At 71.1% G+C, this 26,121-nt stretch carries 27 protein-coding genes and 1 riboswitch; of the genes, 18 read left to right on the forward strand and 9 right to left on the reverse strand.

Going from position 1 to position 26,121, the window contains the following annotated elements; all coding sequences use genetic code 11:
- Positions 1-22 precede the first annotated feature (22 nt).
- On the forward strand, positions 23-1,225 hold the full coding sequence (gene thiI, locus Pph01_RS01455) for a tRNA uracil 4-sulfurtransferase ThiI (RefSeq protein WP_204071040.1): 1,203 nt from the start codon (positions 23-25) through the stop codon (positions 1,223-1,225).
- A 117-nt stretch (positions 1,226-1,342) separates the two neighbouring features.
- Here the strand turns inward: thiI and aroF are convergent, their stop codons facing one another.
- Complete coding sequence (aroF, locus tag Pph01_RS01460; RefSeq protein ID WP_204071041.1) at positions 1,343-2,368, reverse strand: 3-deoxy-7-phosphoheptulonate synthase; 1,026 nt, start codon at positions 2,366-2,368, stop codon at positions 1,343-1,345.
- Between the two features lie 316 nt (positions 2,369-2,684).
- Here aroF and Pph01_RS01465 point away from each other — a divergent pair, with 316 nt between their 5' ends.
- The 3 genes from Pph01_RS01465 to Pph01_RS01475 all read left to right on the forward strand — a co-directional run bounded on the left by Pph01_RS01465 (position 2,685) and on the right by Pph01_RS01475 (position 5,255).
- Positions 2,685-3,287, forward strand: coding sequence for a sulfite oxidase-like oxidoreductase (locus tag Pph01_RS01465; protein WP_204071285.1), 603 nt, complete (start codon positions 2,685-2,687; stop codon positions 3,285-3,287).
- A 27-nt stretch (positions 3,288-3,314) separates the two neighbouring features.
- Positions 3,315-4,433 carry a sensor histidine kinase gene (locus Pph01_RS01470; RefSeq protein ID WP_204071042.1) on the forward strand — a complete coding sequence of 373 codons (1,119 nt, stop codon included), beginning with the start codon at positions 3,315-3,317 and terminating at the stop codon, positions 4,431-4,433.
- Positions 4,434-4,499: 66 nt separating this feature from the next.
- Positions 4,500-5,255 carry a LytR/AlgR family response regulator transcription factor gene (locus tag Pph01_RS01475; RefSeq protein WP_204071043.1) on the forward strand — a complete coding sequence of 252 codons (756 nt, stop codon included), beginning with the start codon at positions 4,500-4,502 and terminating at the stop codon, positions 5,253-5,255.
- Between the two features lie 683 nt (positions 5,256-5,938).
- Here the strand turns inward: Pph01_RS01475 and Pph01_RS01480 are convergent.
- Positions 5,939-6,778, reverse strand: a complete 840-nt coding sequence (locus tag Pph01_RS01480; protein WP_204071044.1) for a deoxyribonuclease IV — start codon at positions 6,776-6,778, stop codon at positions 5,939-5,941.
- A gap of 137 nt (positions 6,779-6,915) precedes the next feature.
- Here Pph01_RS01480 and uraD point away from each other — a divergent pair, with 137 nt between their 5' ends.
- The 8 genes from uraD to alc are packed head-to-tail and all read left to right on the forward strand — an operon-like array spanning position 6,916 to position 13,635.
- Positions 6,916-7,389: a 2-oxo-4-hydroxy-4-carboxy-5-ureidoimidazoline decarboxylase gene (uraD, locus tag Pph01_RS01485; protein ID WP_204071045.1), complete on the forward strand. Its 474-nt coding sequence runs from the start codon at positions 6,916-6,918 to the stop codon at positions 7,387-7,389.
- Positions 7,386-7,733: a hydroxyisourate hydrolase gene (gene uraH, locus Pph01_RS01490; RefSeq protein ID WP_204071046.1), complete on the forward strand. Its 348-nt coding sequence runs from the start codon at positions 7,386-7,388 to the stop codon at positions 7,731-7,733. The genes uraD and uraH overlap by 4 nt, the downstream gene beginning before the upstream one ends.
- Position 7,734: 1 nt before the next feature.
- Positions 7,735-8,598 (forward strand): factor-independent urate hydroxylase, encoded by an 864-nt coding sequence (gene pucL / locus Pph01_RS01495; protein WP_204071047.1) that lies wholly within the window; start codon positions 7,735-7,737, stop codon positions 8,596-8,598.
- 4 nt (positions 8,599-8,602) lie between these two features.
- Positions 8,603-9,466: an FAD binding domain-containing protein gene (locus Pph01_RS01500; RefSeq protein WP_204071048.1), complete on the forward strand. Its 864-nt coding sequence runs from the start codon at positions 8,603-8,605 to the stop codon at positions 9,464-9,466.
- Positions 9,463-9,936 (forward strand): (2Fe-2S)-binding protein, encoded by a 474-nt coding sequence (locus tag Pph01_RS01505; protein WP_204071049.1) that lies wholly within the window; start codon positions 9,463-9,465, stop codon positions 9,934-9,936. Before Pph01_RS01500 ends, Pph01_RS01505 begins: the two co-directional genes overlap by 4 nt.
- Before the next feature lie 45 nt (positions 9,937-9,981).
- Positions 9,982-11,346, forward strand: coding sequence for an 8-oxoguanine deaminase (locus Pph01_RS01510; RefSeq protein ID WP_204071050.1), 1,365 nt, complete (start codon positions 9,982-9,984; stop codon positions 11,344-11,346).
- Positions 11,343-12,659: an allantoinase AllB gene (allB, locus tag Pph01_RS01515; protein ID WP_204071051.1), complete on the forward strand. Its 1,317-nt coding sequence runs from the start codon at positions 11,343-11,345 to the stop codon at positions 12,657-12,659. The genes Pph01_RS01510 and allB overlap by 4 nt, the downstream gene beginning before the upstream one ends.
- A gap of 1 nt (position 12,660) precedes the next feature.
- Entirely contained in the window at positions 12,661-13,635 is a 975-nt protein-coding gene (alc, locus tag Pph01_RS01520; RefSeq protein WP_204071052.1) for an allantoicase, read from the forward strand.
- Between the two features lie 58 nt (positions 13,636-13,693).
- Here alc and pknB read toward each other — a convergent pair whose 3' ends face one another.
- From pknB to thiO, 4 genes are all read right to left on the reverse strand, one after another.
- The gene (gene pknB / locus Pph01_RS01525; protein ID WP_204071053.1) at positions 13,694-15,637 is read right to left on the reverse strand and encodes a Stk1 family PASTA domain-containing Ser/Thr kinase; all 1,944 of its coding nucleotides are present in this window, start codon (positions 15,635-15,637) and stop codon (positions 13,694-13,696) included.
- 258 nt (positions 15,638-15,895) lie between these two features.
- Positions 15,896-16,690, reverse strand: a complete 795-nt coding sequence (locus Pph01_RS01530; protein WP_373315610.1) for a thiazole synthase — start codon at positions 16,688-16,690, stop codon at positions 15,896-15,898.
- Positions 16,687-16,887, reverse strand: coding sequence for a sulfur carrier protein ThiS (thiS, locus tag Pph01_RS01535; protein WP_204071054.1), 201 nt, complete (start codon positions 16,885-16,887; stop codon positions 16,687-16,689). Before thiS ends, Pph01_RS01530 begins: the two co-directional genes overlap by 4 nt.
- Entirely contained in the window at positions 16,884-18,167 is a 1,284-nt protein-coding gene (thiO, locus tag Pph01_RS01540) for a glycine oxidase ThiO (protein WP_204071055.1), read from the reverse strand. The genes thiS and thiO overlap by 4 nt, the downstream gene beginning before the upstream one ends.
- Positions 18,156-18,267, reverse strand: a riboswitch (TPP riboswitch). It overlaps the preceding gene by 12 nt.
- 128 nt (positions 18,268-18,395) lie before the next feature.
- On the opposite strand from thiO, the gene Pph01_RS01545 reads away from it, so the two are divergent.
- The 3 genes from Pph01_RS01545 to thiE are packed head-to-tail and all read left to right on the forward strand — an operon-like array spanning position 18,396 to position 20,674.
- On the forward strand, positions 18,396-19,574 hold the full coding sequence (locus Pph01_RS01545; RefSeq protein ID WP_204071056.1) for an NAD(P)/FAD-dependent oxidoreductase: 1,179 nt from the start codon (positions 18,396-18,398) through the stop codon (positions 19,572-19,574).
- Between the two features lie 43 nt (positions 19,575-19,617).
- A complete protein-coding gene (locus Pph01_RS01550) occupies positions 19,618-19,992 on the forward strand; it encodes an Rv2175c family DNA-binding protein (RefSeq protein ID WP_204071057.1) in 375 nt (124 codons plus the stop codon).
- 28 nt (positions 19,993-20,020) lie between these two features.
- A complete protein-coding gene (thiE, locus tag Pph01_RS01555) occupies positions 20,021-20,674 on the forward strand; it encodes a thiamine phosphate synthase (RefSeq protein WP_204071323.1) in 654 nt (217 codons plus the stop codon).
- A gap of 107 nt (positions 20,675-20,781) precedes the next feature.
- Here thiE and Pph01_RS01560 read toward each other — a convergent pair whose 3' ends face one another.
- Complete coding sequence (locus Pph01_RS01560) at positions 20,782-21,849, reverse strand: polyprenyl synthetase family protein (RefSeq protein WP_204071058.1); 1,068 nt, start codon at positions 21,847-21,849, stop codon at positions 20,782-20,784.
- A gap of 147 nt (positions 21,850-21,996) precedes the next feature.
- On the opposite strand from Pph01_RS01560, the gene metF reads away from it, so the two are divergent.
- A complete protein-coding gene (gene metF / locus Pph01_RS01565) occupies positions 21,997-22,926 on the forward strand; it encodes a methylenetetrahydrofolate reductase [NAD(P)H] (RefSeq protein ID WP_204071059.1) in 930 nt (309 codons plus the stop codon).
- A gap of 10 nt (positions 22,927-22,936) precedes the next feature.
- On the opposite strand, the gene Pph01_RS01570 is transcribed toward metF, so the two are convergent.
- On the reverse strand, positions 22,937-23,488 hold the full coding sequence (locus tag Pph01_RS01570) for a GNAT family N-acetyltransferase (RefSeq protein WP_239116342.1): 552 nt from the start codon (positions 23,486-23,488) through the stop codon (positions 22,937-22,939).
- 156 nt (positions 23,489-23,644) lie between these two features.
- Positions 23,645-24,121, reverse strand: a complete 477-nt coding sequence (locus Pph01_RS01575; RefSeq protein WP_239116343.1) for a YbaK/EbsC family protein — start codon at positions 24,119-24,121, stop codon at positions 23,645-23,647.
- Between the two features lie 129 nt (positions 24,122-24,250).
- Between Pph01_RS01575 and Pph01_RS01580 the strand changes: the two genes are divergently transcribed.
- Together Pph01_RS01580 and Pph01_RS01585 are read left to right on the forward strand one after the other, a co-directional pair.
- Positions 24,251-25,090 (forward strand): L,D-transpeptidase family protein, encoded by an 840-nt coding sequence (locus tag Pph01_RS01580; RefSeq protein ID WP_204071060.1) that lies wholly within the window; start codon positions 24,251-24,253, stop codon positions 25,088-25,090.
- Positions 25,091-25,529: 439 nt separating this feature from the next.
- A complete protein-coding gene (locus Pph01_RS01585; RefSeq protein WP_204071061.1) occupies positions 25,530-25,964 on the forward strand; it encodes an SAV_6107 family HEPN domain-containing protein in 435 nt (144 codons plus the stop codon).
- Positions 25,965-26,121: the final 157 nt, after the last annotated feature.

The following is a 26,121-nucleotide window of genomic DNA, read 5'->3' on the forward strand; positions in this document are numbered from 1 at the left end:
GTCCGTCCGGAGGTTCCCACCTATGTCGATGACCACACTCGGAGAGCCCTGCGTCCTGCTCAAGTTAGGCGAAGTCGTCCTCAAGGGCAGGAACCGCGAGCTGTTCGAGATGCGGCTGCGGGCGAACATCAAGGCGGCGCTCAAGGACTTCCCGGTGGAGATCCGTCAGCGGCACGGCGTCATCGCGTTGTTCCTCCCCGCCGGAACGGGCGTCGAGGTGGCCGAGGCGGTCGCCAAGCGGGTGTCCGACGTGCCCGGCCTGGTCCTGATCCACCTCGCGTGGCGGGTCGCCAAGGACCCCGAGGTCGTCACCAAGGCGGCCATCGAGCTCGTCAAGGACAGCGACGAGGTGGCACGCAAGGCGCACTTCGCCGTGCGGTCGCGGCGGCGGGACAAGCGGTTCCCGCTGCGCTCCAACGAGCTGGACCGCCTCGTCGGCGGCGCGATCAACGACACCTACGGCCTGCCGGTGAGCCTGAAGAACCCCGAGCTGACCGTGCACATCGAGGTCGACAGGGACGAGGTGTTCCTGTTCACCGGCGGCATCGCCGGCCAGGGAGGCCTGCCGGTCGGCTCCAGCGGCCGTGGCCTGGTGCTCATGTCGGGCGGCATCGACTCCCCGGTCGCCGCGTACCGCATGATGCGCCGCGGGCTCCGGGTGGACTTCCTGCACTTCTCCGGCATTCCGTTCACGACGTCGGAGTCGATCTACAAGGCGTACGCGCTGGTCAGGAACCTCGACAAGTTCCAGGGCAAGTCCCGCCTGTGGGTCGTGCCGTTCGGCAAGGCCCAGCAGTCGATCAGGGCGTCGGGCCAGGACCGGCTCGCCATGATCGCCCAGCGGCGGCTGATGCTGAAGACGGCCGAGGAGGTGGCCCACCGGATCCACGCCGAGGCGCTCGTCACGGGCGACTCGCTCGGTCAGGTCTCCTCCCAGACGCTGACGAACATCACCGCGCAGGACAACGCCGTCGACCTGCCGATCCTCCGGCCCCTCATCGGGCTGGACAAGACCGAGATCATCGCGGAGGCGCGGCGGATCGGCACCCTGGAGATCTCCGAGCTTCCCGATGAGGACTGCTGCACGCTGCTGGCTCCCCGTTCCGCCGAGACCCGGGCCAAGATCGAGGACCTGAAGCTGATCGAGAAGCGCCTGGACGCCGAAGACCTGGCATCCCAGCTGGCCGACTCCATCCGCCCCTACCGCCTGGACGCCGACACCTGATTCGTTGTGATCACGCCACCTCGATTTGGTTGTGATCATGCACAGGTTCGGCGATGTGCGCAGGTCAATCCACGCATTACCGAGCCTGTGCATGATCACCCGAGAGAGGGGGGTGGATCAGGCGCCTTGGGCGAGGGTTCGGGACATGAGCTTGGGGAACTCCTGCATGATCATGGCGAGCTCGTCCAGGTCGCCGTTCACCAGAGCCTGCGGGCCGTCGCACAGGGCCTGCTCGGGATGCGGGTGGACGTCGATGATCACTCCGTCCGCCCCGACGGCGATGGCAGCCCGGGTGAGGGGCAGCACGAGGTCCCGGCGGCCGCCCGAGTGGGACGGGTCGATGATGACCGGAAGGTGCGACAACCGCTGCACCACCGGCACCGCCGAGATGTCCAGGGTGTTGCGGGTCGCCGTCTCGTAGGTCCTGATGCCCCGCTCGCACAGCACGATGTCGAGGTTGCCCCGCTGCGCGATGTACTCGGCCGCCATCAGCCATTCCTCGATCGTGGCGGTCATGCCCCGCTTGAGCATGACCGGCTTGCCCGCGGCGCCCACGGCCTGGAGCAGCGCGAAGTTCTGGGCGTTGCGGGTCCCCACCTGCAGCATGTCCGCGTAGGAGGCGACCAGCGCCACGTCGTGGGCGTCGACCACCTCGGTGACGATCGGCAGGCCGGTCTGCTCCCGGACGTCCGCGAGGATGCGCAGGCCCTTCTCGCCGAGCCCCTGGAAGGCGTACGGCGAGGTCCTCGGCTTGAACGCCCCGCCGCGCAGCAGGGTCGCGCCCGCCGCCTTCGCCATCTTGGCGGCCTCGAGGGTCTGTGCCGGGGTCTCGACCGCGCACGGGCCGGCGATGAGGGTGACGGTGTCCGGGCCGATCGGGACCCCGCGCACGGTCACGGTGGACCGTTCGGGATGGTTGTCCCTGCTGACCAGCTTGTACGGCGTGGAGACGCGCACCACGTCGGCCACGCCGGCCAGTCCCCGGAGGTTCAGCGCCGCGAACCGCTCCACGTCGCCGATCAGTCCGATGATCGTGCGGCTCACTCCGCGGCTGACGAAGGCCTCGCCCCCGGCGGAGGCGACGACGGCGACGACCGACTCGATGTCGTCCTGTGTGGCCCCGGGGGCCATGACGATGACCATGTGACGCTCCTTCTGACTCCGCGCCGCGGACTGACTCCGTGCGACGGAAACCCGGTGGGACTCGGTGGAACCCGTGATCTGTGGAACCCGTGAAAACGCAGAAGGCCCCGGATCCTTTCGGACCCGGGGCCTTCGTTCGCCTTGGCTGTCAGCGCAGCACGTGGAGGCGATCGGTCCTCACGGGTCCGTCGCCATACCAAAACGAGAAACTGCGCATGTCCCGCAATATATCCCATACATGGAAGCCCGCGTCCCCAGGCCATGGGGCCGTGGTGAGTGATCTACCCCTAGGTGACAGTATTGGTGCGTGCCGGAGATGTCTGAGGAGGAGAACCGCCTGCCCCCAGGGCAGCACATCGCACGAGGACGTCCCGTCATCCACTACGGCAGAGTGCCGACGTTCCGCCCGCTGACCTGGCGTTTCCAGGTGTTCGGGGCGACGGAGACCGGCCGGGTCCACGAGTTCACCTGGGACCAGTTCTCGGCTCTGCCCAGGACCTCGGTGATCGCCGACTTCCACTGTGTGACCAAGTTCTCGATCATGGGTTACGAGTGGGAGGGCGTTTCGGCCGCGGAGCTTCTGGCGCAGGTCCCTCCCGCGCCGGGCGTGCGTCACGTGATGATCTGGGCCGAGTACGGCTACAGCGCCAACGTCCGCATGGACGACTTCGCCCGGGAGACGACGCTGTTCGCCACCGACCTCGAGGGCAAGCAGCTGCCGCCGGAACGGGGGTTCCCTCTCCGGGCCGTGGTTCCCCACCTTTATGCATGGAAAAGCGTGAAATGGGCGCGCGGGATCGAGTACCTGACGGAGGACAGGCGCGGTTTCTGGGAGGAACGCGGCTATCACAACGTCGGCGACCCCTGGTCGGAGCAGCGCTACTCATATCAGGAGGAGCCGGGCGACGGCCCTCTCTGAGGCCCATGAGCCGTTACGGTGACCGGCGTGTCTGTTCTCGCCTGTCTGGGGCTGTGCGCCGTCACCGGAGCGCTCGGGTTCACCTTCGCGCGCGGGAGACCGGGCCGCGGTGAGCTCGCGGGGGAGCCGACCTATCTCGCCCTCCACATCGCCGGCCTGGCCGCGCCCTCACTCCGCGGCGGCCTGAACGGGAACTCCGCCCGCAAGGCCGTACGGCATCTGCGCACGTTGCTGGGGACCTCGGCCCTGGCCATCACCTCGGCCGAACGGGTGCTCGCCCGTGACGGGGACGGCGTGCCCGACGACGACCGGGTGCTCACGGAGGTACGGGTCGTCATGATGGGCGGCCGCCCGCACGTGGTCGCGGGGGAGCCGAGCGCCGTGCTCGTGCCGCTGACGGTCGAGGGACGGATGATCGGCACGCTGGCGGTCTACGACGCCGAGGTCAGCGCCGTCCTGGTGCGCACGGCGACGGAGGTCGGCCGCTGGGTCTCCGGGCAGCTGGAGCTGGCCGAGCTGGACACCTCGCGCAGGCGCATGCTGGAGGCCGAGATGCGTGCGCTGCGGGCGCAGATCTCGCCCCACTTCGTCTACAACTCGCTGACGACGATCGCCTCGTTCGTCCGCACCGATCCGGAGCGGGCCCGCGAACTGCTGCTGGACTTCGCCGACTTCACCCGCTACGCCCTGCGCCGGGTGCGCGACTTCACGACGCTGGCCGACGAGCTGAGCTGCGTGGACCGCTACCTCCTGCTGGAGCGCGCGAGGTTCGGTGACCGCATGCGTTTCACCGTCCAGGTGGCCCCGGAGGTGCTGCGGGTGCCGGTGCCGTTCCTCTGCCTGCAGCCTCTGGTCGAGAACGCCATCAAGCACGGCATGCCCGGAGAGGTCCGCGTGGTGATCAAGGACGCGGGCCCCGAGGCGCACATCCTGGTCGAGGACGACGGGATCGGGATGGATCCCGAGCACGTCAGAGCCGTCCTCGGAGAGGACGGGACGGCGGGGATCGGGCTGAGCAACGTCGACCTGCGCATGCGCCACATCTACGGCCACGATTACGGCCTGGTGGTTGACTCGGCTCCCGGCGAGGGGACGCGAATCCGGCTGAGAGTGCCCAAATGCCACTCCGCCCACAACGCGTCGTAGTCGCGATATCACGGATTGTCGACAGACGGCTTGCGCGGAGGGCGGGCCTCGGGGCACGGTGTGGCCATGCTGCGCGTTCTCGCTGTCGACGACGAGGTCCCCGCCCTGTCCGAGCTCGCCTATCTCCTGCGCCAGGATGCCCGCGTGGAGCACGTCGCCATGGCGTCCGACGGGGGCGCCGCGCTCCAGGACATGGTCCAGATGATCGCCGCCGGGGAACGCCTCGACGGGGTCTTCCTCGACGTGCGCATGCCGGGCCTCGACGGCCTGGACCTCGCGCGGCTGATCGGCGGCTTCCCCTCTCCGCCGCGTCTCATCTTCGTCAGCGCCCATGACTGCGCCGTCCAGGCCTTCGAGCTGGAGGCCGTCGACTACCTGCTGAAGCCGGTACGCCCCGAGCGGCTGGCGGAGGCCGTACGGCGTCTGTGGGCCGCCGTGGCCCCCTCCACGGGCGAGGAGGCCGCCGACGTCATCCCGGTCGAGCTGGGCGGCCGGACGAAGTTCCTGGCCCAGCAGGACGTGTCCCACGCCGAGGCGCACGGCGACTACGTCCGCCTCCACACGGCCGACTCCACCTACCTGGTCCGGATGTCGCTGGCGGCGCTCGAGCGGCGCTGGGGCGGTTCCGGCTTCATCCGGGCCCATCGCAGCACGCTGGTGAACGCCAGGCACGTCAGCGAGCTGCGCTTCGACGCCGGCCGTGTGGTCCTCCAGGTCGGCTCCAAGGTGCTCCCGGTGAGCAGGCGGCACACCCGGCAGGTCCGTGAACAGCTGGTCCGTCAGTTCAGGACCGGTCCCGTGCCCGCCGGCGACCTCCGCTGAACCCTGCGACGGCCTCCCAGGAGGCGTCGGGAGGCCGATGTGCAACAGGAGCGACCGTTCGTCGCATCCTGGACCCCGCTCATCGCGATTCGGCTCACCGCATGGCGCGAACTAGAGACCGCTCGTCCGAAGCCCCATCCGGCCGTGTGATTACGGCTCGTAGTCTTTCCCGCGTCGCAAGACACGCGGGGTAGTCATCAAAGTGAGCAGGTTGTCACCTTGGGGCTACCGGGCGGGCCCTACCGGGGGGGAGGGCCCGGCTCCGCGTAACGGGGGTCCGCGGTAGCGGTCCGGCCATACGGGGGCGCCGGATCGCAGCGGGGAACACGGCGTCCGGGGGCGCCGTGATCAAAGGGATGCGGCGTCCGGGGGGCGCCGCGATCACAGGGTGGCGGTCCTGGGGCGCCGTCACCGGAGGTGGCGGTCCGGGGGGACGCCATCGTGTGAAGGCGGTCGCCGGGGGTGCCGCCATCACGAAGGGGCGGTGGTCCGGGGGGACACCGCGAGGAGGAAGGGCGACGGGACGGCGTCTGGGGGACGCCGTCCCCATACGCGGGACGGCCGGACGACACGCGGGACCGTCAACGACACGCGGGACCATCAGACGACACGCGAGGCCGTCAGACGTACACACGAGGCCGTCAGACGTACACGCGAGATGGGCCGGACGACCTGCGGGACGGTCAGGCGCTCCGGAGCTTCTTGAGGAGCTCGATGTCCTCCCGGTGCTTTTCGCCCTTGCCCGGCGTCTCGATGCAGAGCGAGACCCCGGCGGCGACCGGATGACGCATGAGCTCGGCGAACGCCTGCGCGCCGATGTGCCCGGCCCCGATGTTCTCGTGCCGGTCCTTCTTCGAGCCGCACACGTCCTTGGAGTCGTTGGCGTGGATCAGCCGGAGACGGCCCGGGGCGACCTGGTGCAGCGCGTCGAGGGTGGCCGCCACCCCGTCGGGGGCGGCGAGGTCGTGACCGGCGGCGAACGCGTGGCAGGTGTCCAGGCAGATGCCGACCTTGGGGTGATGATCGAGGGCCTCCAGGTAGGGGCCGAGATCCTGCACCGTGGCGCAGAGCATCCGGCCCTGCCCGGCCATGGGCTCGAGCAGCAGGTCGGGCCCGTCCTCGTCCACCTCGTCGAGGAGGGGCAGCAGGTGCTCGCGCACCTGGCGCATGGCGTCCTCGCGCGACTGGCTGACGGCCGACCCGGTGTGGACGACCACGCCGCGAGCGCCGACCTGCGCCGCGCGGCGCAGCGTGTGGCGGGTCACCGCGACCGAGTTCTCGAGCGTCGCCGCAGTGGGCGAGCCGAAGTTGATCAGGTAGTTGGCGTGGACGAAGGTCTGCACGCTCGACGCGGCCAGCTTTTCGTCCTCGGCCGGGGTGCCCACGCTGAGCGCCCAGCCCCGCGGGTTGGTGACGAAGACCTGAATCATCTCCGCACCGATCTCGGCGGCGTATTTCAGCCCTCCGGTCGCCAGGCCCCCCGTGACGAACACGTGCCCGCCGATGAGATTCGTTGAAGTCATGATGCGTCCAGCGTAATGTCGGCCCCTTTGTGGCCGCTCCCTTTGTGTCAACGTACAAACCGGCGCGGGTGCGGGGGCCGCCACTTGGGAGTTCCCGCTGCTGGACCAGGCCCGCGCAGGGTTGTCTACTTGCTGCCATGCGTGAACTCAGCCGGCAGGAACTGCGCTCCTGCTGCGCGTCCGCCGCCTGGGTGTCGGCGGTCGCGCGGCGGGGGCCGTACCGGGACCTCGCCGGGCTCGTCGACGCGGGGGAGGCGGCGATCGCCGGCCTGACCTGGGCCGATGTCGAGGAGGCGCTCGCGGCGCACCCCCGGATCGGTGAACGCCCGGCCGGGGACGGCAGGGAGGCGGCCTGGTCGAGGAGCGAGCAGTCAGGGACCGCGGCGGCCGACCAGGCGGTTCTCGACGCCATCCGGGAGGGCAACGCCGCCTACGAGGAGCGGTTCGGGCACGTCTACCTGGTCTGCGCGACCGGCCGAAGTGCCGGGGACATGCTGGCCTTCCTGCGCGAACGGCTGGCGGGCGACGAGGAGTCCGAACGGAAGATCGTCCGTGAGGAGCTGAACGCGATCGTGAAGCTGAGGCTGGCGAAGCTGTGGGAGGGCCGATGAGCCTGTCCACCCACGTGCTCGACACCGCCACGGGACGGCCCGCCCCCGGCCTGTTCGTACGGCTCTCGCGCCGCGCGCCGCACGGGTTCGTGCCGGTCGCCGAGGGGCGGACCGACGGCGACGGCCGCATCCGCGAGTGGTCGCCCCTGGGCCGCGAGTGGATCGCCGACGGCGACCCCCGTCCCGGGACCTACCGGCTGGTGTTCGACACGGCCGCCTATCTCGGGCAGGACGCCTTCTTCCCCGAGGTCAGCATCGTCTTCACCATTCGCGACGCCGGGGAGCACCACCACGTTCCGCTGCTGCTCAGCCCGTTCGCGTACTCGACCTATCGGGGGAGCTAGCGTGATCATCTTGGGTCCCAACAGGTACGGCAAGGCCGAGACGAGGGTGGTGCGGGTCACCAGGCACGGCGACGCCCACCACATCAAGGACGTCAACGTCAGCACCTCGCTGTCGGGCGACATGGCCGAGGTGCATCTCAGCGGGGACAACTCGGCGGTGCTGGCCACCGACACGCAGAAGAACACGGTCCACGCGTTCGCCAAGAAGCACGGCGTCGGCGCGATCGAGGACTTCGCCCTGCTCCTGGCCCGCCATTTCGTGGACTCCCAGCCGACCGTGCACCACGCGCGGGTCGCGATCGAGGAGTACTCCTGGGAGCGCAACGGCGACTCCGGGCACTCCTTCGTCCGGTCGGGCAGGGAGACCCGCACCTGCGTGGCCCACTACGACGGCTCCCAGGCGTGGGTCGTCTCGGGGCTGACCGGCCTGGTCGTCCTCAACACCACGAACTCGGAGTTCTGGGGCTACATCAAGGACGAGTACACGACGCTGCCGGAGACCCGCGACCGGATCCTCGCCACCGCCGTCGACGCCGCCTGGCGGCACGCCGCCCCGGACGGCGACGCCTTCGACAAGTCGTACGAGAACGCCCGGCAGGCGCTGCTCGCGGCCTTCGGCGGAACCTACAGCCTCTCCCTGCAGCAGACGCTCTACGCCATGGGGTCCCGCGTGCTGAACGACTGCCCCGAGATCTGCGAGGTACGGCTCTCGCTGCCCAACAGGCACCACTTCCTCGTCGACCTGTCGCCGTTCGGCCTGGACAACGAGGACGAGGTCTACTTCGCCGCCGACCGGCCGTACGGGCTCATCGAGGGGGCGGTCCTGCGGGACGACGCCCCCGCCGCCGGACCGGCCTGGGAGTAGCGCCATGGACTTCCTGCGCCCTCTCACCTGGGAACAAGCCCTGGCGTACAAGGCCGAGCGGCCGGAGGCGACGCCGATTCAGGGCGGCACCGACGTCATGGTGGAGATCAACCTCGACAAGGGGCGGCCTGCCGCCCTCATCGACCTGAATCCCGTGGCCGAACTGACCCGATGGTCGACGGCGGGGCCGGAGATCCGCGTGGGATCCGGGGTGACCTACACCCGGCTGATCGCCGAACTGGGCCCGCTCCTGCCCGGGCTCGCCCAGGCGTCGCGGACGGTCGGGTCGCCGCAGATCCGCAACAGGGGCACCGTCGCGGGCAACCTCGGCGCCGCGTCACCGGCGGGGGACGCGCATCCGCCGCTCCTGGCGTCCGGCGCGATCGTGGAGGCGGAGTCGGTGCGCGGCACGCGGATGATCCCGATCACCGAGTTCTACACCGGCGTGAAACGCCACGCACTGGAGCCGGACGAGCTGATCCGCGCGGTGCGGATCCCCGCGGCGACCGGCCCGCAGTACTTCTCCAAGATCGGGACCAGGAACGCCATGGTGATCGCGGTCTGCTCCTTCGCCGTCGCCCTGCATCCCGGGGAGCGGCGGGTGGGGACGGGCATCGGGTCCGCGGCGCCCACCCCCCGGCGCGCCGCCGAGGCGGAGGAGTTCGTGGCCGCCGAGCTCGACTGGGAGGGGCGCTCGCCGCTGGACCCCGACGTCGCCAGGAGGTTCGGCGAACTCGTCGCCGGAGCGGCCGCGCCCATCGACGACGTGCGCGGGCGGGCGGACTACCGGCTGCATTCGCTCGCCGTGATGGCTCGCCGCACGCTGGGGTGGGCATGGAACGACTACACGGGGAGGGGGCCGGCATGAGGGTGAACATCAGTGTCAACGGCGAGTCGATGGCCGCCGACGACGTCTGGGAAGGCGAGAGCCTGCTCTACGTCCTCAGGGAGCGGCTCGGCCTGCCGGGGGCCAAGAACGCCTGCGAGCAGGGCGAGTGCGGTTCGTGCACGGTCTACCTGGACGGGACCCCGGTCTGCGCCTGCCTGGTCGCGGCCGGCCAGGCGGAGGGCCGGGACGTGATCACGGTGGAGGGACTGGCCGCGGGCGGCGAACTGGACGAGGTCCAGCGGTCGTTCGTGGAGACGGGAGCCGTACAGTGCGGATTCTGCACTCCCGGGCTGATCGTCCAGGCGCATTCGCTGATCGAGAGCACGCCCGGGGTCCCGGAGGACGCCGAAATCCGCGAGGCCCTGGCCGGCAACCTCTGCCGGTGCACGGGATACGAGAAGATCCTCGACGCCGTCCGTCTGGCCGCCACCCGCAAACACCAGCCGTGATCATGCGCGCTTTCGCTGCCGCCCACTCTGACCTGCGAGTTTCCTGTGCGTGATCATGCAACGCGACACGTCGTCATCGAGAATGCCCACATCGTCCCGATCGTCGGCGCGGAGATCCCCTCCGGCCACATCGTCGTCGAGGACGACCGGATCACCGCCGTCGGCCCGGGCGCGGCGCCGGCCGTACCCGACGGCGCGCAGCGCGTCGACGGATCCGGCTGCCTGGCGACCCCCGGGCTCGTCAACACCCATCACCACCTCTACCAGTGGGCCTCGCAGGGGGTCACACCCGACGGGACGCTGTTCGAGTGGCTGGTCGCCAGCTACCGGCTGTGGGGCCGGATGGACGCCGAGGTGGTGTCGGGGGCGGCGACAGCCGGGCTGGCCTGGCTGGCCAGGTCGGGTTGCACGACGTCGACCGACCACCACTACGTCTTCCCCAAAGGCCGCGGCGACCTGTTCGACGCCGAGATCGAGGCCGCCCGGCAGGTGGGCGTGCGGTTCCACCCGTGCCGCGGCTCGATGGACCGCGGTGAGTCCCGGGGCGGGCTGCCGCCGGACGACCTTGTCGAGGAGGCGGACGAGGTCCTCCAGGCCACCGAGGACGCCATCCGCAAATATCATGATCCGTCGTTCGGCTCGATGCTCCGCGTCGCCGTCGCGCCCTGCTCGCCGTTCTCGGTGACCGGAGACCTGATGCTCAGGTCCGCCGAGCTCGCCCGCTCGTACGGCGTGCGCCTGCACACCCACATCGCGGAGACCTCGGACGAGGACGACCACTGCCGCGAGCAGTTCGGCATGCTCCCGGTCGAGTACCTCGAGCAGCTCAACTGGCTCGGCCCCGACGTCTGGCTCGCCCACTGCGTCCATCTGACCGACGCCGACGTACGCCGCTTCGCCCTGACCGGCACGGGCACGGCCCACTGCCCGTCGTCCAACGGGCGTCTCGGCGCGGGCATCGCCAGGATCTCGGACCTGCTGCGCGAGGGCGCCCCCGTCGGCCTCGGCGTCGACGGTGCGGCCTCCAGCGAGATGACCCCGCTCGCGGGGGAGGTGCGGATGGCGATGCTCATGCAGCGCGCCCGGTACGGCCCGCGTGCCCTGACCGCCCGCCAGGCGCTCGAGCTGGCCACCTTGGGCGGGGCCAGATGCCTCGGACGCGACAAGGAGATCGGCTCTCTGGAGGTCGGCAAGCTGGCCGACATCGCGCTGTGGCGGCTCGGCGGCTACCACGCGGCGATCGACGACCCCGTCGTGGCGTTCGCGTACGGCCGGACCCCGCCCCTGGCCAGGCTCCTGGTGGGCGGCCGGACGGTGGTCGAGGACGGCGAGCTGCGCACGGTCTCCGACGCCGAGGCCGCGGAGGCGGGAGTCCGTGCCCACCGCCGGCTGCTGGCGGTCGCCGAATGAGCGCCGGCGAGCCGTACGACCTGGTCGTCCGGTCACGCCGGACGGTCACCCCCGAAGGCGAGCGCCCACTGGCCGTCGCCGTACGGGCGGGCAGGATCGAGGCCCTGCGCCCCCATGACGAGCCGCCGCCCGCGCGGGAGACCGTCGACCTCGGAGACCTCGCGTTGCTGCCCGGCCTGGTGGACACGCACGTCCACGTCAACGAGCCCGGGCGCACCCACTGGGAGGGGTTCGACTCGGCCACCCGGGCGGCCGCAGCCGGAGGCGTGACGACGATCATCGACATGCCGCTCAACTCGCTGCCGCCCACGGTCGACGTGGCCGCGCTGGAGGTCAAGCGGAAGGCCGCCCGGGGCCGGTGCCACGTCGACGTCGGCTTCTGGGGCGGCGCCGTGCCCGGCAACGTGGGGGACCTGCGGCCGCTGCACGAGGCCGGCGTCTTCGGCGTCAAGTGTTTCCTGTCGCCTTCGGGCGTCGATGAGTTCCCCGCGCTCGACCGCGACGGCCTGCGCGAGGCCCTCACCGAGCTCGCGACGTTCGACGGGCTGCTCATCGCGCACGCGGAGGACCCCGCCTCGCTCACCGAACCGACCGGCCCGACATATCAGGACTTCTTGCGCTCGCGAACTCCCGACGCCGAGCGGAGAGCCGTCGAGCAGGTGATCGAGCTCGCCGAGGAGACGGGAGCGCGTGCCCACATCGTGCACGTCTCGGCGGCCGCCTGCGTCGAACCGCTACGCCGGGCCCAGCGCGCCGGCGTCCGGATCACCGCGGAGACGTGCCCCCACTACCTCTGCCTGACCGCCGAGGAGGTCACCGGACCGGCGTTCAAGTGTTGCCCGCCCGTCAGGGAGGCCGCCAACCGCGACGCCCTCTGGCAGGCCCTCGCCGACGGCGTGCTGATGGGGATCGTCTCCGACCATTCGCCGTCGACGCCCGATCTCAAAGTGCCCGATTTCGCCGCGGCGTGGGGCGGGATCTCCTCGCTCCAGCTCGGCCTGCCCGTCGTGTGGACCGCCGCCCTCGCACGGGGGTACGGCCTGCCCGACGTCGTCAGATGGATGGCCCAGGGGCCGGCGGCGCTGGCCGGCCTGCCGTACAAGGGGGGGATCCGGCCCGGTACGGACGCCGACCTGGTGGCGTTCGACCCGGAGGCCGAGTTCACGGTCGACGTGGCGGCTCTGCACCACCGCAACCCGGTCTCGCCCTATCACGGCAGGACGCTGACGGGCGTGGTGCGGACCACGTGGTCACGCGGCCTGCCCGTCGACCACGTCACGCCGAACGGACGGTTCCTGACCCCAGGGGGATGAGATGACGGACTTCACCCGTTTGCCTGATCTTGCTCTCCGGACGTACGGCGGGGCCGTCGTCGCCGCCAACGACGAGTCGTTCGCGGAGCGGGAGGCGCTCATCAGGCCGGGCCCGCCGGCGTTCCAGCCGCACACGTTCGGCGCGAAGGGCCAGCTCTACGACGGCTGGGAGACCAGGCGGCGCAGGGAGCCGGGCCATGACTGGGCGATCGTGCGGCTCGGCCTTCCCGGTGTGATCAGGGGGATCGTGATCGACACCGCCTGGTTCAAGGGCAACTACCCGCCGCACGCGTCGGTCGAGGCGTGCGCCGCGGACGGCTGGCCGGCGCCGGGAGACCTCGCCGAGCGGACGGACTGGGTGGAGATCGTGCCGCCGGGCGCCCTCAAGGGCGACGCCGCCCACCAGTTCGAGGTCGCCGACCCGCGCCGCTTCACCCACGTGCGGTTGAACATCTTCCCCGACGGAGGCGTGGCCAGGCTGCGCGTGCACGGGGAGGTCGTGCCCGACCCCGTGTTCCTCACGGGGCTCACCGTCGACCTCGCGGCGCTGGAGAACGGGGGACTGGTGATCGCCTGCTCCGACGAGTTCTACTCCTCGCCCAACAACGTCATCGCGCCGGGACGGCCAAGGAACCAGGCCGAGGGATGGGAGACCGCCCGGCGCAGGGACGGCGGCAACGACTGGCTGATCGTGGCCCTCGCGGGCGCGGGCACCGTGGCGGTGGCCGAGCTCGACACGGCGAACCTCGTGTTCAACGCGCCGGGGTGGGCCTCGGTCAGCGGGATCGACGCGGGGCAGGCGGCGCTGGACGACCCGGGGGCGTGGTTCCCGCTGCTTCCCCGGACGCGGCTCCAGCCGGACACCCGGCATCGTTTCCGCCTCGACAGCGACCGGAGGATGACGCACGCCCGGCTCGACATCTACCCCGACGGCGGTCTCGGACGGCTGCGCCTGCTCGGCACGCTCGCCCCCTGACCAGGCCGCGGTCCGCCCGGGTGTTCCCACCCGGAAACCGGACCGCGGTACGGTCGCGTCAGTGCCAGATCATGATCTGGGTGCCGGCCGGTTGCTGGCCGAGAGGCTGCTCGCCCACCACGCGCTGGGTGCCGACGAGGTTGCGGGTCTTGACCTTGAAGCCCGCCGCCTTCAGTTCGTTCTGGGCGTCCTCCACGGACTTGAACCGGACGTCGGGCACCTGGACCAGGGCGGCCTGGTCGCCTTCGTTCTCCCACGGCCAGTGCCAGCCCTGGTCGGGGCCCCGCGAGACGGTCAGGCGGACGTTCGCTCCGGCCACGGTCTCCGAGCCGCCCGCCGGATCCTGGGCGATGACCGTTCCCGGCGGGGTGTCGTCGGTCGTCTCGTCGATCTGGACGTTGAAGCCCTTCTCGCGGAGGAACTGCTCGGCCTGGTCGCGCATCATCTGCGTGACGTCCGGCATGAGCAGGCCCGCGCTGATCACGAGGTTGACGCTCGAGTTCTTCCTGACGCGCCGGCCCACGTCGGGGCTCGTCTTGACAATGAGGCCGCGGGCCACGGTGTCGCTCGCGGCCTTGCTCACGCGTCCGACGCTCAGCCCGGCCTTGCCGATCGCCTCGCGGGCGTCCGCCTCGGACATGCCCTGGACCTTCGGCACCGTCACGGTCTCCGGACCGGCCGAGGGGATGAGCGTGATCAGCGCACCCTTGGCCACCTCGGTCCCGACCTCGGGGTCGGAGTCGAGGACCATGTCCTTGCCCACGTGCTCGTCGAAGCGCGCCTGGCCGATCTTGACGACGAAGCCCTGCTGCTCGGCCGTCTGCTTGGCGACCGTGATGTTCTGGTTGAGCAGGTCGGGCACCTTCGTGTAGCGCCCCCCCGAGAACCACCAGCCGGTCAGCGCGACGCCCGCGACCATCAGCAGGGCGAGTCCGGCGACGAACCAGGTCGACCGCCTCTTGATGACGCTGCGAGAGTGGCCCTCCTGCGGCGTGGTGAGCAGGTCGCCCCGCGGCTGGACCATCGTGCGGTTGACCGGCTTCGGGGTGTGGGCCCCGACGGCGAGCATCTGCCCCGTGCTGTACGGCTCGGCGGGGGAGGCCAGCGGGGTGACCGGGCCGGGAGCGGCGTGCTGGCCGTTCTTGGCGGGGGTCTTGGGCAGCGTGCGGTGCACCTCGACGGCTGCGACCAGCATCGCCGTGGCGTCAGAAGGGCGTTTGGCCGGGTCGCGGTCGGTGGCCGCCGCGAGCAGGGCGTCGAGCGAGGGCGAGATGTCGCCGACGACGGTGGAGGGGGCCGGGACGCTGTCGTGGACGTGCCGGTAGGCGACCGACATCGGAGTGTCGCCCTCGTACGGCTGCCGCCCGGTCAGCAGCTCGAACAGCATGATGCCGACGGAGTAGACGTCGCTGCGGGAGTCCGCGACCCCGGAGGTGACCTGCTCGGGCGACATGTAGCCGATCGTGCCGATCATCATGCCGGTCTTGGTCTGGTTGGTCGCCTCGACGGCGCGGGCGAGGCCGAAGTCCACGACCTTCACGCGGCCGTCGTCGGTGAGCAGGACGTTCTCCGGCTTGACGTCCCTGTGGATGAGCCCCGCCTGGTGGGCGGCGCCGAGCGCGGCCAGCACGGGGATGACGATCTCCAGCGCCTCGCGGGCGGGCAGGCGGCCCCGGCTGCGCAGGACGTCGCGCAGCGTGCGGCCGGGCACGTACTCCATCGAGAGATACACGTGCTTGCCGTCGGTGCCCTGGTCGAAGACCTGGACGATGTTGGGATGCGAGAGGCTGGCCACAGACCTGGCCTCTCCGATGAACCGCCGCACGAACTGCGGGTCCTCGGCGAGCGTGTGGTGCATCACCTTGACGGCGACCGTACGATCGAGCCGGACGTCCAGAGCCAGGTAGACGGAGGCCATGCCACCCCGGGCGATCCGGGACTCGACGCGGTAGCGCCCGTCGAGCACATGCCCGACGATCGGGTCCGTTAGCGTCGTGTCCACGCGCCCGAGTTTAAGGGTGATTTGCCACCCGCCGGGCTCGGGAATCCCAAACTGAGACCTTTTCCGCCGTCAATTCGACGCTAAGTGGAGGGGCACTCTCTGCGATAACCGGCATTTACCGCAGCCTTGACGTGGGGTTAGTGGCCGTACCCCCCGCCCGCCCGGCCGTGGCCGTCCGGGCGGGCGAGTCGCGGGCGGTCCGAGCGGGGGAGCTCGGCCGTCCGAGCGGGCGGGTTCAGGCCGTCAGGGGCGGGTGGCTCAGGCCGTCAGGGCGGGTGAGGAGGCCTCCGCGTATCGCCGCATCGGGATGCGTCCCGCGATCCGGGCCGCCCGGCCTGCCGTGACGGCGTGGCGCATCGCGGCGGCCATCAGTCCGGGCCGCTGCGCCCTGGTCACGGCGCTCGCGAGCAGCACGGCGTCGCAGCCGAGCTCCATCGCCAGCGCGGCGTCGCTCGCCGTGCCGATGCCCGCGTCGAGGATCACCGGGACGCCGGCGGACTCGACGATCAGCTCGATGTTGTGGGGGTTGCGGATGCCGAGCCCCGAGCCGATGGGGGCGCCGAGCGGCATCACCGCGGCGCACCCGGCCTGCTCGAGCCGCCGCGCCAGCGCCGGGTCGTCACCGATGTAGGGGAGCACGACGAACCCGTCTGCGACCAGCCGTTCCGCCGCGTCGAAGGTCTCGATGGGGTCGGGCAGCAGGGTCCGCTCGTCGGAGATGACCTCGAGCTTGACCCAGTTGGTCTCCAGCGCCTCCCTGGCCAGCCGCGCGGTGAGGACGGCCTCCCCGGCGGTGAAGCATCCCGCCGTGTTGGGCAGCACCTTGATGCCCTTACGGCGCAGCACGTCGAGGACCGACCCGCGCGACGCCGGGTCGAGCCGGCGCATCGCCACCGTGGTGATCTCGGTGCCCGACTCCTCCAGCGCCTGCTCGAGCACGTCGAGCGAGGGGGCGCCGCCGGTTCCCATGATCAGCCGGGAGGTGAACTTCTCCCCGCCGAGGGAGAGCACGTCTTCCATGCCCGCTTCCACTTCCACGCCGTCCACGTTCATCCTCCCTGAACCGCCGTGAGCACCTCGACCAGGTCGCTCTCCGACAGCCGGGTCGACTCCCACGCGCTCCTGCTCACCACCTCGCCGTTCACCGCCACCGCGACGCCGGACGTCATCGCGGTGAGGGTCCGCACGGCCTCGCCCACGGTCGCCTCGCCGGGCAGCTCGACGGCGCCGCCGTTGATAGTCACCTTCATCGGCCGAATCTCCCTGGATCGCACGACTGCACCGCCTCCGGGACCGGCTCCCCGGTGAGGAACGCCGCGACGGCGTCGGCGGTGATGGGGGCGAGCAGGACGCCCGCCCGGTGGTGCCCGGTCGCGGCCAGCAGGTCCGGCGGCCGCGCCCCCCGCCCCTGTTCCGGCGGTACGGCAGGCTCTCCCGGCCTGGGCGTCGCGGCCGGCGGGCGGCCCGCTTCCGGCGTCGCGGGCCCGTCCGGCTGAACTCCCATCAGCGGGCCGATGAGCGGCAGGTTGTCGGGGGTCCCCGGGCGGAAGCCGACGGTCGTCTCGGACAGTTCGAGCTCCGTGACGCCCGGCACCAGTTCACGGGCGTCTCGGAGCAGCTCGTAGACGCCGCCCGCGGTGACCCGCCCGTCGAAGCCCATCTCCTCCATCGTCGCGCCGACCGTGATCTCTCCGTCGCCTCGGGGGACGAGATAGGCCGGGGCGCCGTGGACCAGCCCTCGCACACAGCGGGTGAGGAAGCCCTCGGGGCCGCGCAGCCGCAGGATCTGGCCCTTGACCGGGCGGACCGGCAGCCCGGGAACGAACGACGGCGACCACGGGCCCGCCGCGACGACGACGCTCGTGGCGCCGACGACCTGCCCGGACGCCAGCCGTACACCGACGACTCGGCCGCCGTCGAAGGCGAGGCCGTCCGCCCGTTCCGCGACGACGGTGCCCCCCGCCTTGGCCAGCGCGGTCAGCAGCGCGGAGATCACCCGGCGCGGGTTGACCCAGGCGTCGTCCCTGGCGAGCAGCCCCCCTCGGACCGATGGCGAGAGCATCGGCTCCAGGGCGCGGCACTGCCGCCCGGTCAGGCGCTCGACCCGGAGGCCGAGAGACTCCTCGAACGACCCGAGGTCGTCCAGGTAGGCCATGTCGTCGGTGCCGTAGGCGACGTCGAGCGTGCCGTCGGTGCGGTAGTCGAGGTCCTCGCCGCTCTCGCCCTCGAGGTCGTCCCGGAACGCCGGCCACATGGCGAGGGACGCCAGGCCCAGGCGCAGCAGCGGCTGTTCGGTGTAGGTCACCTCGCTGACGGGCGCGAGCATCCCGGCGGAGGCGTGGGTCGCGCCGCTTCCCGGGCTCGGGTCGACGACCACGACGGACAACCCCCGCCGTGCCGTACGCCAGGCGACGGACAGGCCCGCCACGCCGCCGCCGATCACGGCGACGTCATGATCAGGGAAACCGCCGGGAGAGCCTTCCGACAGGGTGGAGCCGGGGTCGGCGGCGGTTCGTAGCAGATCGGGCACTGCGCTCCCTTCGCCGGCATTACCCGGATCAGGTTCATTGCGGTCGAGAGCCTCACGCTCTCCTCTCAGCCCGGCCTGCCGGGCTCCCGCGCGTCTTACGTCCCTAGCCTAGCCCTGATCGGGAGGGTTGCGCACAAGGCCGTCATTACGCATTGTGCGCAGTAGTTAGTCAATTCGTTATCGACTCTCCATTGGCGGGTGCCCGTGTCGGCAATCTATGGTCAGGTCGTGGATCACGTCGTGGTTGTGGGGGCCGGCCTGGCCGGCGTGCGAAGTGTCGAGGCGCTGCGTGCCCACGGGTTCGCCGGGCGGATCACGCTGATCGGCGAGGAACCGCATCGCCCCTACGACCGGCCGCCGCTGTCGAAGGCGGTGCTGCTCGGCCAGACCGACTCCACGGTCGTCGACTCCGACCTCGAGGCCCTCGACGTACGGCTGCGTCTGGGCGTCGCCGCCAAGGGCCTGCGCGACGGCGTGGTGGAGACCACCGAGGGCGAGCTCGACTACGACGGCCTCGTCATCGCCACGGGCGCCTCGCCCGTACGGCTGCGGGGCGAGGGGCCCCAGCATGTCCTGCGCACCATCGACGACGCGCTGGCCCTGCGCGCGCGCCTCGTCCCCGGCGCCAGGATCGTGGTGATCGGCGCGGGCTGGATCGGCGCCGAGGTCGCGACCGCCGCCGCCAAGGCCGGCTGCGAGGTCATCGTGATCGAGGCCGCCGAGGCGCCGCTGGCCGTCGCGCTCGGCGCGGCCGCCGGCGGTCACACCGTCCCCTGGTACGAGCGGGCGGGCGTCGACCTGCGGCTGGGCACGATGGTCGGCAGCGTGGACCTGGGCGGGGTCTCCCTGATGTCGGGCGGCCGGATCGACGCGGACGTGATCTTGACCTGCGTGGGCGTGCGTCCCGCCGTCGACTGGCTGAAGGGCTCCGCCGTGGCCGTCGAGGACGGCGTCGTCGTCGACGAGCACCTGCGGACGTCGCTCGCCAACGTGGTCGCCGTCGGTGACTGCGCCAACTGGTGGTCGCGCAGATTCGGACGCCGGATGCGGGTCGAGCACTGGGACACCGCTCTGGGCGCCCCCGACACCGCCGCGGCGACGCTGCTCGGCGAGGTCGCGGTCTACGACCCGGTTCCCTACTTCTGGTCGGAGCAGTTCGGCCACATGGTGCAGTTCGCCGGGCACAGGGGGACGGCGGAGCGGATGCTGCTGCGGGGGGACCCCCACGCGGACGAGAAGTGGGCGGTGTGCTGGCTCACCGCCGACGACCGGCTGGCGGCCATCCTCACCGTCGACCGGCCGCGTGACCTCGTCCAGGGGCGCCGCGTCGTGGAGGGGGGACAGCGGCTCGATGTCACCCGGCTGACCGATCCGACCGTGACTCTCCGCGACTGTATTATGGCGTGAACGAGGTGTTTCCTGGAAGGTCGGCTGTGGTAATGGTGGTTTCGTGACGCTTACTGTTGCGCAGATCGACGCGGAGACCGACCGGCTGGTGGGGGAGTGGCTCCCGCTTACCAGGGTCGCGGACAGGCTGGGACTGTCCATCGGGCGGGCCAAGCAACTCCTCAAGGACAAGAAGCTCGTCGGCGCCCGCAGAGGTGGCGGTGAACCGCACATCCCGGCCGTGTTCCTGACGGACGGGGATGTCCTGAAGGGGCTCCCCGGCACGCTGACCGTGTTGTCCGACGCGGGCTACAGCGATGTCGAGGCGATCCGGTGGCTGTTCACCCCGGACCCGTCGCTCCCCGGCTCGCCGATCGACGCGGTCCTCGCGGGACGGCACACCGAGGTCAAGCGGAGGGCGCAGGCACTGGGATTCTGATCCCGGCGGCCCGTGGCATTGTGGTCGGGTGACCGACACCCGGCGAGAGCGACTCGCGAATGCCAGGCTCTACCTCTGCACCGACGCCAGGAAGGACCGCGGCGACCTCGAGGACTTCCTCGACGCGGCCCTGGCGGGCGGAGTGGACATCGTCCAGTTGCGGGACAAGGGCCTGGAGGCGCGTGAGGAGCTCGAACTGCTCGACGTCTTCCGTGCGGCCTGCGACAGGCACGGAGTGCTCCTGGCGGTGAACGACCGGGCGGACATCGCCCACGCGGCCCGCCCGGACATCCTCCACCTGGGCCAGGACGACCTGCCGGTCGAACTCGCACGGGACATCCTCGGGCCCGACATCCTGATCGGCCGGTCCACGCACTCGGCTGAGGAGGCCGCGGCCGCGGCGGTGCAGCCTGGCGTCGACTACTTCTGCTGCGGCCCCATCTGGCCAACGCCGACCAAGCCGGGCCGCCCCGCGCCCGGTCCCGCCCTGCTCAAGCATGCCGCCGATCTCGGCGTCAGCCGGCCCTGGTTCGGCATCGGCGGGATCGGGCTGGACACCATCGACGAGGTCATTTCGTACGGCGTGCGCCGCGCCGTCGTGGTGCGGGCGATCACCGAGGCCGACGACCCCCGGGCGGCTGCGGCCGAACTGCGGGCCCGGCTCACCGCCGTTCCGCTCTGACCGGGCGGAGCCTCCGCGAAGCCCCGGGCATGATCGGCCGCCGAGCCGAGCCGGCGGGCCGGGCCGCCGGCGCCGGGTCGCGCGGCAGTGACGGTGGCTCGGCGGGCTCAGGTCCGCCGGGACGTGGCCGCCACCGCGAGGGCCGCGAGAGCCGTACGGGCGCTCTCGTCGATGGGGGCCTGGTCGAGCGCGTGGAGGGCGTCGTCGAGGAACCGCTTGATCATCTCCTCGCACGCCGACAGGGCGCCGGTGTCCAGGATCACCGAGCGGAGCCGCTCGACCCCGTCCGCGTCGAGCAGTGGATCCCCGAGCAGGGCGCGCACGGTCTCCGCCTGGGCGGGCGTGGCCACCGACAGGGCCCGCGCGATCAGGATGGTCCGCTTGCCCTCGCGCAGGTCGTCCCCCGCGGGCTTGCCCGTCTCCGTGGGGTCGCCGAAGACGCCGAGGATGTCGTCGCGGAGCTGGAACGCGATGCCGACCTGCTGGCCGTACTGGACGCAGAGCCTGTCGATCCACGGGTGTTGTGCCTGGGCGGCGAGCACGAGGCCCAGCCGGAGCGGCTGTTCGACGGAGTACTTGCCGCTCTTGTAGAGGGCGACGCGCAGCGCGCCGTCGAGCGTGCTCTCTCCCTGGGCCTGTTCCAGCAGGTCGAGGTACTGCCCGGACATGAGCTCGGTCAGCATCTGCTCGTGGACCGGCTGGGCCGCCGCGAGCGCCTCGGGTCCCATGCCGCTGTTGCGCCACATCTCCCCGGCCCAGATGAGGAGCAGGTTGCCGAGCAGGACGGCGGCGCCCTCCCCGAACTGCTCCGCGGATCCGTGCCAGCCCGCCTGCCTGTGCATCTGCTCGAACTTGCGGTGGACGGCCGGCATGCCGCGGCGCACGTCGCTGGAGTCCATCACGTCGTCGTGGATGAGCGCGCTCGCCTGCAGGAGCTCGAGTGAGGCGGCGGCGGCGTGCAGCGCGGGGTCGTCCCCGCCGCCGGCGGCACGCCAGCCCCAGTAACAGAAGGCCGGCCGCAGCCGCTTCCCGCTCGCGAGGAAGTCCTCCGCCGTGCTCAGCAGGACGGCCAGCTGCGGGTCGGCGAACAGGGGACGCTGCCTTTCGACGAACATGCGCAGAGAACGGTCCACCTCCGGGCGAATGAGGTCGAGCGGGGCGGCGGAAGCGGTCATGCTTCGAGGGTAACCGTGGTTGATCCAACGTCCTATCTGGAGATGCCCCTGGTGCCATTGTTGTGTGATGGTTATCGCACCGTCCGTGCCCGCCGGACGGGGCCTGGAGCTTCGGCCCGGGTTGACGCGACCTGTAACGTTGGGGCCATGGCTCTTGGTCTTCCGTCACGGCTTCCCGAACGAGTTCCGACGGTCCGCGAGCTGCTGGCCGCGGGTGAGCGGTCGTTTTCGTTCGAGTTCTTGCCACCGAAGACCGACGAGGGCGAGCGCCAGCTGTGGCGGGCGATCCGTGAGCTGGAGGCGCTGCGCCCCACGTTCGTCTCGGTGACCTACGGCGCCGGTGGTTCCACCCGTGATCGCACGGTGGACATCGTCGAGCGGCTCGCGCACGAGACGACGCTCACACCGGTCGCCCACTTCACGGCGGTCGACCACTCCATCCGCGAGCTGCGCCACCTGATCGGCAGGTTCGCCGACGCCGGAGTCCGCAACATCCTCGCCGTACGCGGGGACCCGCGCGGGGCGGACCCCCTGAGCGAGTGGATCAAGCACCCCGAGGGCGTCCAGTACGCCGAGGACCTGGTCCGGCTGATCCGCCAGGCGGGCGACTTCTGCGTCGGTGTGGCGGCCTTCCCCTACAAGCATCCGCGGTCGGCGACGATCGAGTCCGACACCGAGTACTTCGTCCAGAAGTGCCGGGCCGGCGCCGACTACGCGATCACGCAGATGTTCTTCAGAGCTGAGGACTACCTGCGCCTGCGCGACCGGGTCGCGGCCTCGGGTTGCGACACGCCGATCATCCCCGGCATCATGCCGGTCACCCAGATGAGCACCATCGCGCGGTCGGAGCAGCTGTCCGGCGCGCCGTTCCCGCCCGAGGTGGCCGCGCGCTTCGAGGCGGTCGCCGACGACCCCGTGGCCGTACGCCGCCTGGGCATCGAGCACGCAGCCGAGATGTGCCGGACCCTGCTCGACGAAGGGGCGCCGGGCATCCACTTCATCACCTTCAACCGGTCGAGCGCCACGCGCGAGGTGTTCGAGGCGCTGGCCCCGGCAGGCTCGGCCGTACACCGCTGACCGGCGGGTCTCACCCGACCGGCGGCGGCAGGGGCAGACGGGCGCCGGCGATGGCGTAATCCTCGTAGCCGCCGGGGAAGACGAACTCCGTCATGAGGTCGACGAAGCCGATGTCGCGGTAGAGGTGGCGGGCGGCCGTGGGCGCATCGTGGGTGGACAGCACGGCCGTGCGCTCGCTGCGGCCCTCGCAGAGCCCGTGGATCATCCGCCGGCCGATCCCCTTGCCCTGATGGTCGGGGTGGACGTGGACCTCCGCGATCTCCAGGGCGTCCCCGAACCACTGCTCGGCGACCGGGGCGCCCGCCCGGTCCCGCAGGGCGCGGCGGACGACGTCGTGCCACCACTGTCCCTCAGTGCCGTGAAAGCCGTAGGCGAACGCGACGATCTCCGGCGCCTCCGCGAGCATGCACACGAACTCGGGGTAGGTCGCGTGGTTGCGCATGATGGCGAGGCGGCCGGGGAGCTGATCCGGCGGGGGACGCATGGCCGCCGCGTAGATCGTCAGCACCGTGTCGAGTGCCGCGATGAACCGGTCGGGCCCGACGCGTCGCAGTTGGATCACTTTCCGGACCCTAGCAAAGACGGAGTGCCCGGCCGCCGGTGACAAGACGCCGGCGGAACTTCCGGGGTTCCCGGGAGCCGTCCGCGCCGATCCGCGGCCCGCGCCGTTTGCGGGGCCGTCCGTTGATGCCGGTTGCGGACGCCGTCCGCGTGCGGCTCACCCGACCTCGGCCGCCGTGCCTCCGGTGATCTTGAGGAGCTCGCCGTACGTCGTGGCGAAGACCGTGTGCGGGTGCCCGGCGGCGGCCCAGACGGTCTCGTGCTCGTCGAGCCAGGTGTCGACCAGCGTGCGGACCGGAGCGGGATGCCCGATCGGGGCGACGCCGCCGATCGGCTGGCCGGTGTGCTCCCTGACGAACTCCGGAGTGGCCCGCCGCACCTTCCGCGCCCCCACGAGGGCGGCGACCAGGTCGGTGTTCACGCGGTGGGCCCCGCTGGTGAGCACGAGTAGAGGGGCGTCGTCCGCGTTGAAGATCAGGCTGTTCGCGATCGCCCCGATCTCGCAGCCGAGCTGGGCGGCCGCCGTCGCGGCCGTGGGCGCGCTGTCCGCCAGGACCACGATCTCGCTCTCGATTCCGTGCGAGCGGAGCACGTCGGCGACATGGGCGGCGTTGGGATGCAACTTTTCTGGCACGCGGTCACTCTAAACACAGTGAGTGGGCATAAGCGATCCGTTGTCGTCACTTGATCCCGCGATGGGACGCGCCCACCATACCCAGAGGATCCCTTGATCCAATTTGGTCCGAACGAGAGGTTGGTCCCTATGAGGGGACGACGGAAGCTGGCCGCCGCCGCACTGGTCACGGTGGGGGCCGTGACGCTGATGGCGGGCGGTCTGTCCGGGGCCGCGCAGGCGCGGACGGACACGACGCGGATCACCGCCGTGCAGGCGGGGACGACCGCCTCGCAGCTGGGAACCGCGCTCCAGGGGAGCGCGCTGACGGCGGCACCGGCCTTCACGGCGCCGTCGAAGACGCTCAAGTACGGCGCCAAGGGCGCGGCCGTGAAGACGCTGCAGACGAGGTTGAAGCAGCTCGGCTATGTGCCGGGGAAGGTCGACGGCGTCTACGGCTCGGGCACCCGCGCCGCCGTCTGGGCCTTCCAGAAGGTCCAGGGCATCACGCCCACCAGCACGGTGGCGTCGAAGACGTGGAACGCGCTGGAGAAGCCGAAGGCGCCCAAGGTCCTGGTGCCCAAGGGCAAGCCGACCAGGGTCGAGATCAACCTCACCAAGCAGATCATGGTGTTGTACCGCAGCGGCAAGCCGAGGCTGATCTCACACATCTCATCCGGCAGCGGGATCCCGTACACCGAGTGGGTCGTGTGGAACGGGAAGCGGCAGAAGTTCTCCGGAAGCGCCAGGACGCCCACGGGCAACTACAAGACGACGTGGCGCGTGAAGGGCTGGCACACGTCCTACCTGGGGTCCCTGTACAACCCGATCTTCTTCAACGGCGGGATCGCGCTGCACGGCGCGCTGTCGGTTCCGCTGTACCCCGCGTCCCACGGTTGTGTGCGGCTCCCCATGCCCGTCGCGCAGGTCCTGCCCGGTCTGCTCGGCAAGGGCGTGCCCGTCCACGTCCGCGGCAAGTTCGTCCGCTGAGGCCGTCCCGGCTGCGCTAGGGCCGGCGGTCGCTGACAGGAGATCAGGGCTCCGCGTGAACATCACGCGGGGCCCTTCGCCGTCTGCGGGCGGGGTGCGATCGACGGACGGGAATCGAATACATGTTCGCTCTCATCCTTGACATGCACCGGTGTCGAATCTATGTTCGATGCAGTGGGCGTGAGACTCGCGGCTCGCGCCCACACCGTCGGACCCGTGCCTTCGTCGTCGGCGGAGACGAACGCGGCACGGCCCGCGGCGTGGGCCGGACGGGGAGAGGGGAAGCTCCTCGTCCGGCCGGCCTCGGGAGTGCCTGCGGAGTTCGGGAATTCCATGTCGTCGTCGGAGATTGCTGACCTCGGCGGGAATTGTCAGTGGGATCTGTAACTGTGATCTCACCGGCGATCACCGCCGGCTGCCACGACTCGAGGAGGCGGGCATGACTGGACAGATCGAAGAGCGGAGCGGGCCCAGGGTCTCGCAGACCGTCCTGACGCATCTCGGCGATGCCAGGACGTGTCTGGCGGAGGCGACCGTGGGGCGCACACCCGCCGACAGGTACGTCTCGGCCCACCTCGCGGCACTCCGGGCGGCCGCGGCCATCCTCGCGGCGCGGCCCCGGCCGATGGACGGCCGGAAGCGGCGCCTGCGCAGCGCCTGGGAGCTGCTGCCGGAGGCGGAGCCCAAGCTCGCGGACTGGGCGGCCTACTTCGCGGTCAGTGCGACCAAGCGGGCGGCGGCCGAGGCCGGCATGGTCCGGGTCGTGACGCCCCGGGACGCCGAGGAGCTCATCGCCGAGGCCGACAGGTTCGTCAGCGAAGTCGAGGCCATCCTCGGAGTCCCCGGCCAGTCGGCCCTGCCGATGGCGGGTTAGGGGCCACCGCACGGCCCCAACTCCCGGATCGCCCGCTTTCCGGGGCGCGGCTGCCTCAGGCGCGACGGGCTCAGGCGCGACGGGCTCAGACGGCGGGTCCGGGCGCGACAACTCACATGGCGGCGTCCGAGATGCCGCAGCTCAGAGATGACGGCTC

Origin of the sequence: Planotetraspora phitsanulokensis (assembly GCF_016863295.1) — a bacterium.
GTDB classification, from domain to species: domain Bacteria; phylum Actinomycetota; class Actinomycetes; order Streptosporangiales; family Streptosporangiaceae; genus Planotetraspora; species Planotetraspora phitsanulokensis.

Bases quoted from the DNA above. Each gene is read 5' to 3' on its own strand.
- Pph01_RS01465 (WP_204071285.1), top strand. From the start codon at position 2,685: ATGTCTGAGGAGGAGAACCGCCTGCCCCCAGGGCAGCACATCGCACGA.
- Pph01_RS01585 (WP_204071061.1), top strand. From the start codon at position 25,530: ATGACTGGACAGATCGAAGAGCGGAGCGGGCCCAGGGTCTCGCAGACC.
- thiS (WP_204071054.1), bottom strand. From the start codon at position 16,887: ATGAAGGTGACTATCAACGGCGGCGCCGTCGAGCTGCCCGGCGAGGCG.
- Pph01_RS01580 (WP_204071060.1), top strand. From the start codon at position 24,251: ATGAGGGGACGACGGAAGCTGGCCGCCGCCGCACTGGTCACGGTGGGG.
- aroF (WP_204071041.1), bottom strand. From the start codon at position 2,368: ATGGTCATCGTCATGGCCCCCGGGGCCACACAGGACGACATCGAGTCG.
- thiI (WP_204071040.1), top strand. From the start codon at position 23: ATGTCGATGACCACACTCGGAGAGCCCTGCGTCCTGCTCAAGTTAGGC.
- Pph01_RS01530 (WP_373315610.1), bottom strand. From the start codon at position 16,690: ATGAACGTGGACGGCGTGGAAGTGGAAGCGGGCATGGAAGACGTGCTC.
- Pph01_RS01560 (WP_204071058.1), bottom strand. From the start codon at position 21,849: ATGACCGCTTCCGCCGCCCCGCTCGACCTCATTCGCCCGGAGGTGGAC.
- Pph01_RS01480 (WP_204071044.1), bottom strand. From the start codon at position 6,778: ATGACTTCAACGAATCTCATCGGCGGGCACGTGTTCGTCACGGGGGGC.
- Pph01_RS01475 (WP_204071043.1), top strand. From the start codon at position 4,500: ATGCTGCGCGTTCTCGCTGTCGACGACGAGGTCCCCGCCCTGTCCGAG.
- Pph01_RS01505 (WP_204071049.1), top strand. From the start codon at position 9,463: ATGAGGGTGAACATCAGTGTCAACGGCGAGTCGATGGCCGCCGACGAC.
- Pph01_RS01500 (WP_204071048.1), top strand. From the start codon at position 8,603: ATGGACTTCCTGCGCCCTCTCACCTGGGAACAAGCCCTGGCGTACAAG.
- metF (WP_204071059.1), top strand. From the start codon at position 21,997: ATGGCTCTTGGTCTTCCGTCACGGCTTCCCGAACGAGTTCCGACGGTC.
- alc (WP_204071052.1), top strand. From the start codon at position 12,661: ATGACGGACTTCACCCGTTTGCCTGATCTTGCTCTCCGGACGTACGGC.
- allB (WP_204071051.1), top strand. From the start codon at position 11,343: ATGAGCGCCGGCGAGCCGTACGACCTGGTCGTCCGGTCACGCCGGACG.
- uraH (WP_204071046.1), top strand. From the start codon at position 7,386: ATGAGCCTGTCCACCCACGTGCTCGACACCGCCACGGGACGGCCCGCC.
- uraD (WP_204071045.1), top strand. From the start codon at position 6,916: ATGCGTGAACTCAGCCGGCAGGAACTGCGCTCCTGCTGCGCGTCCGCC.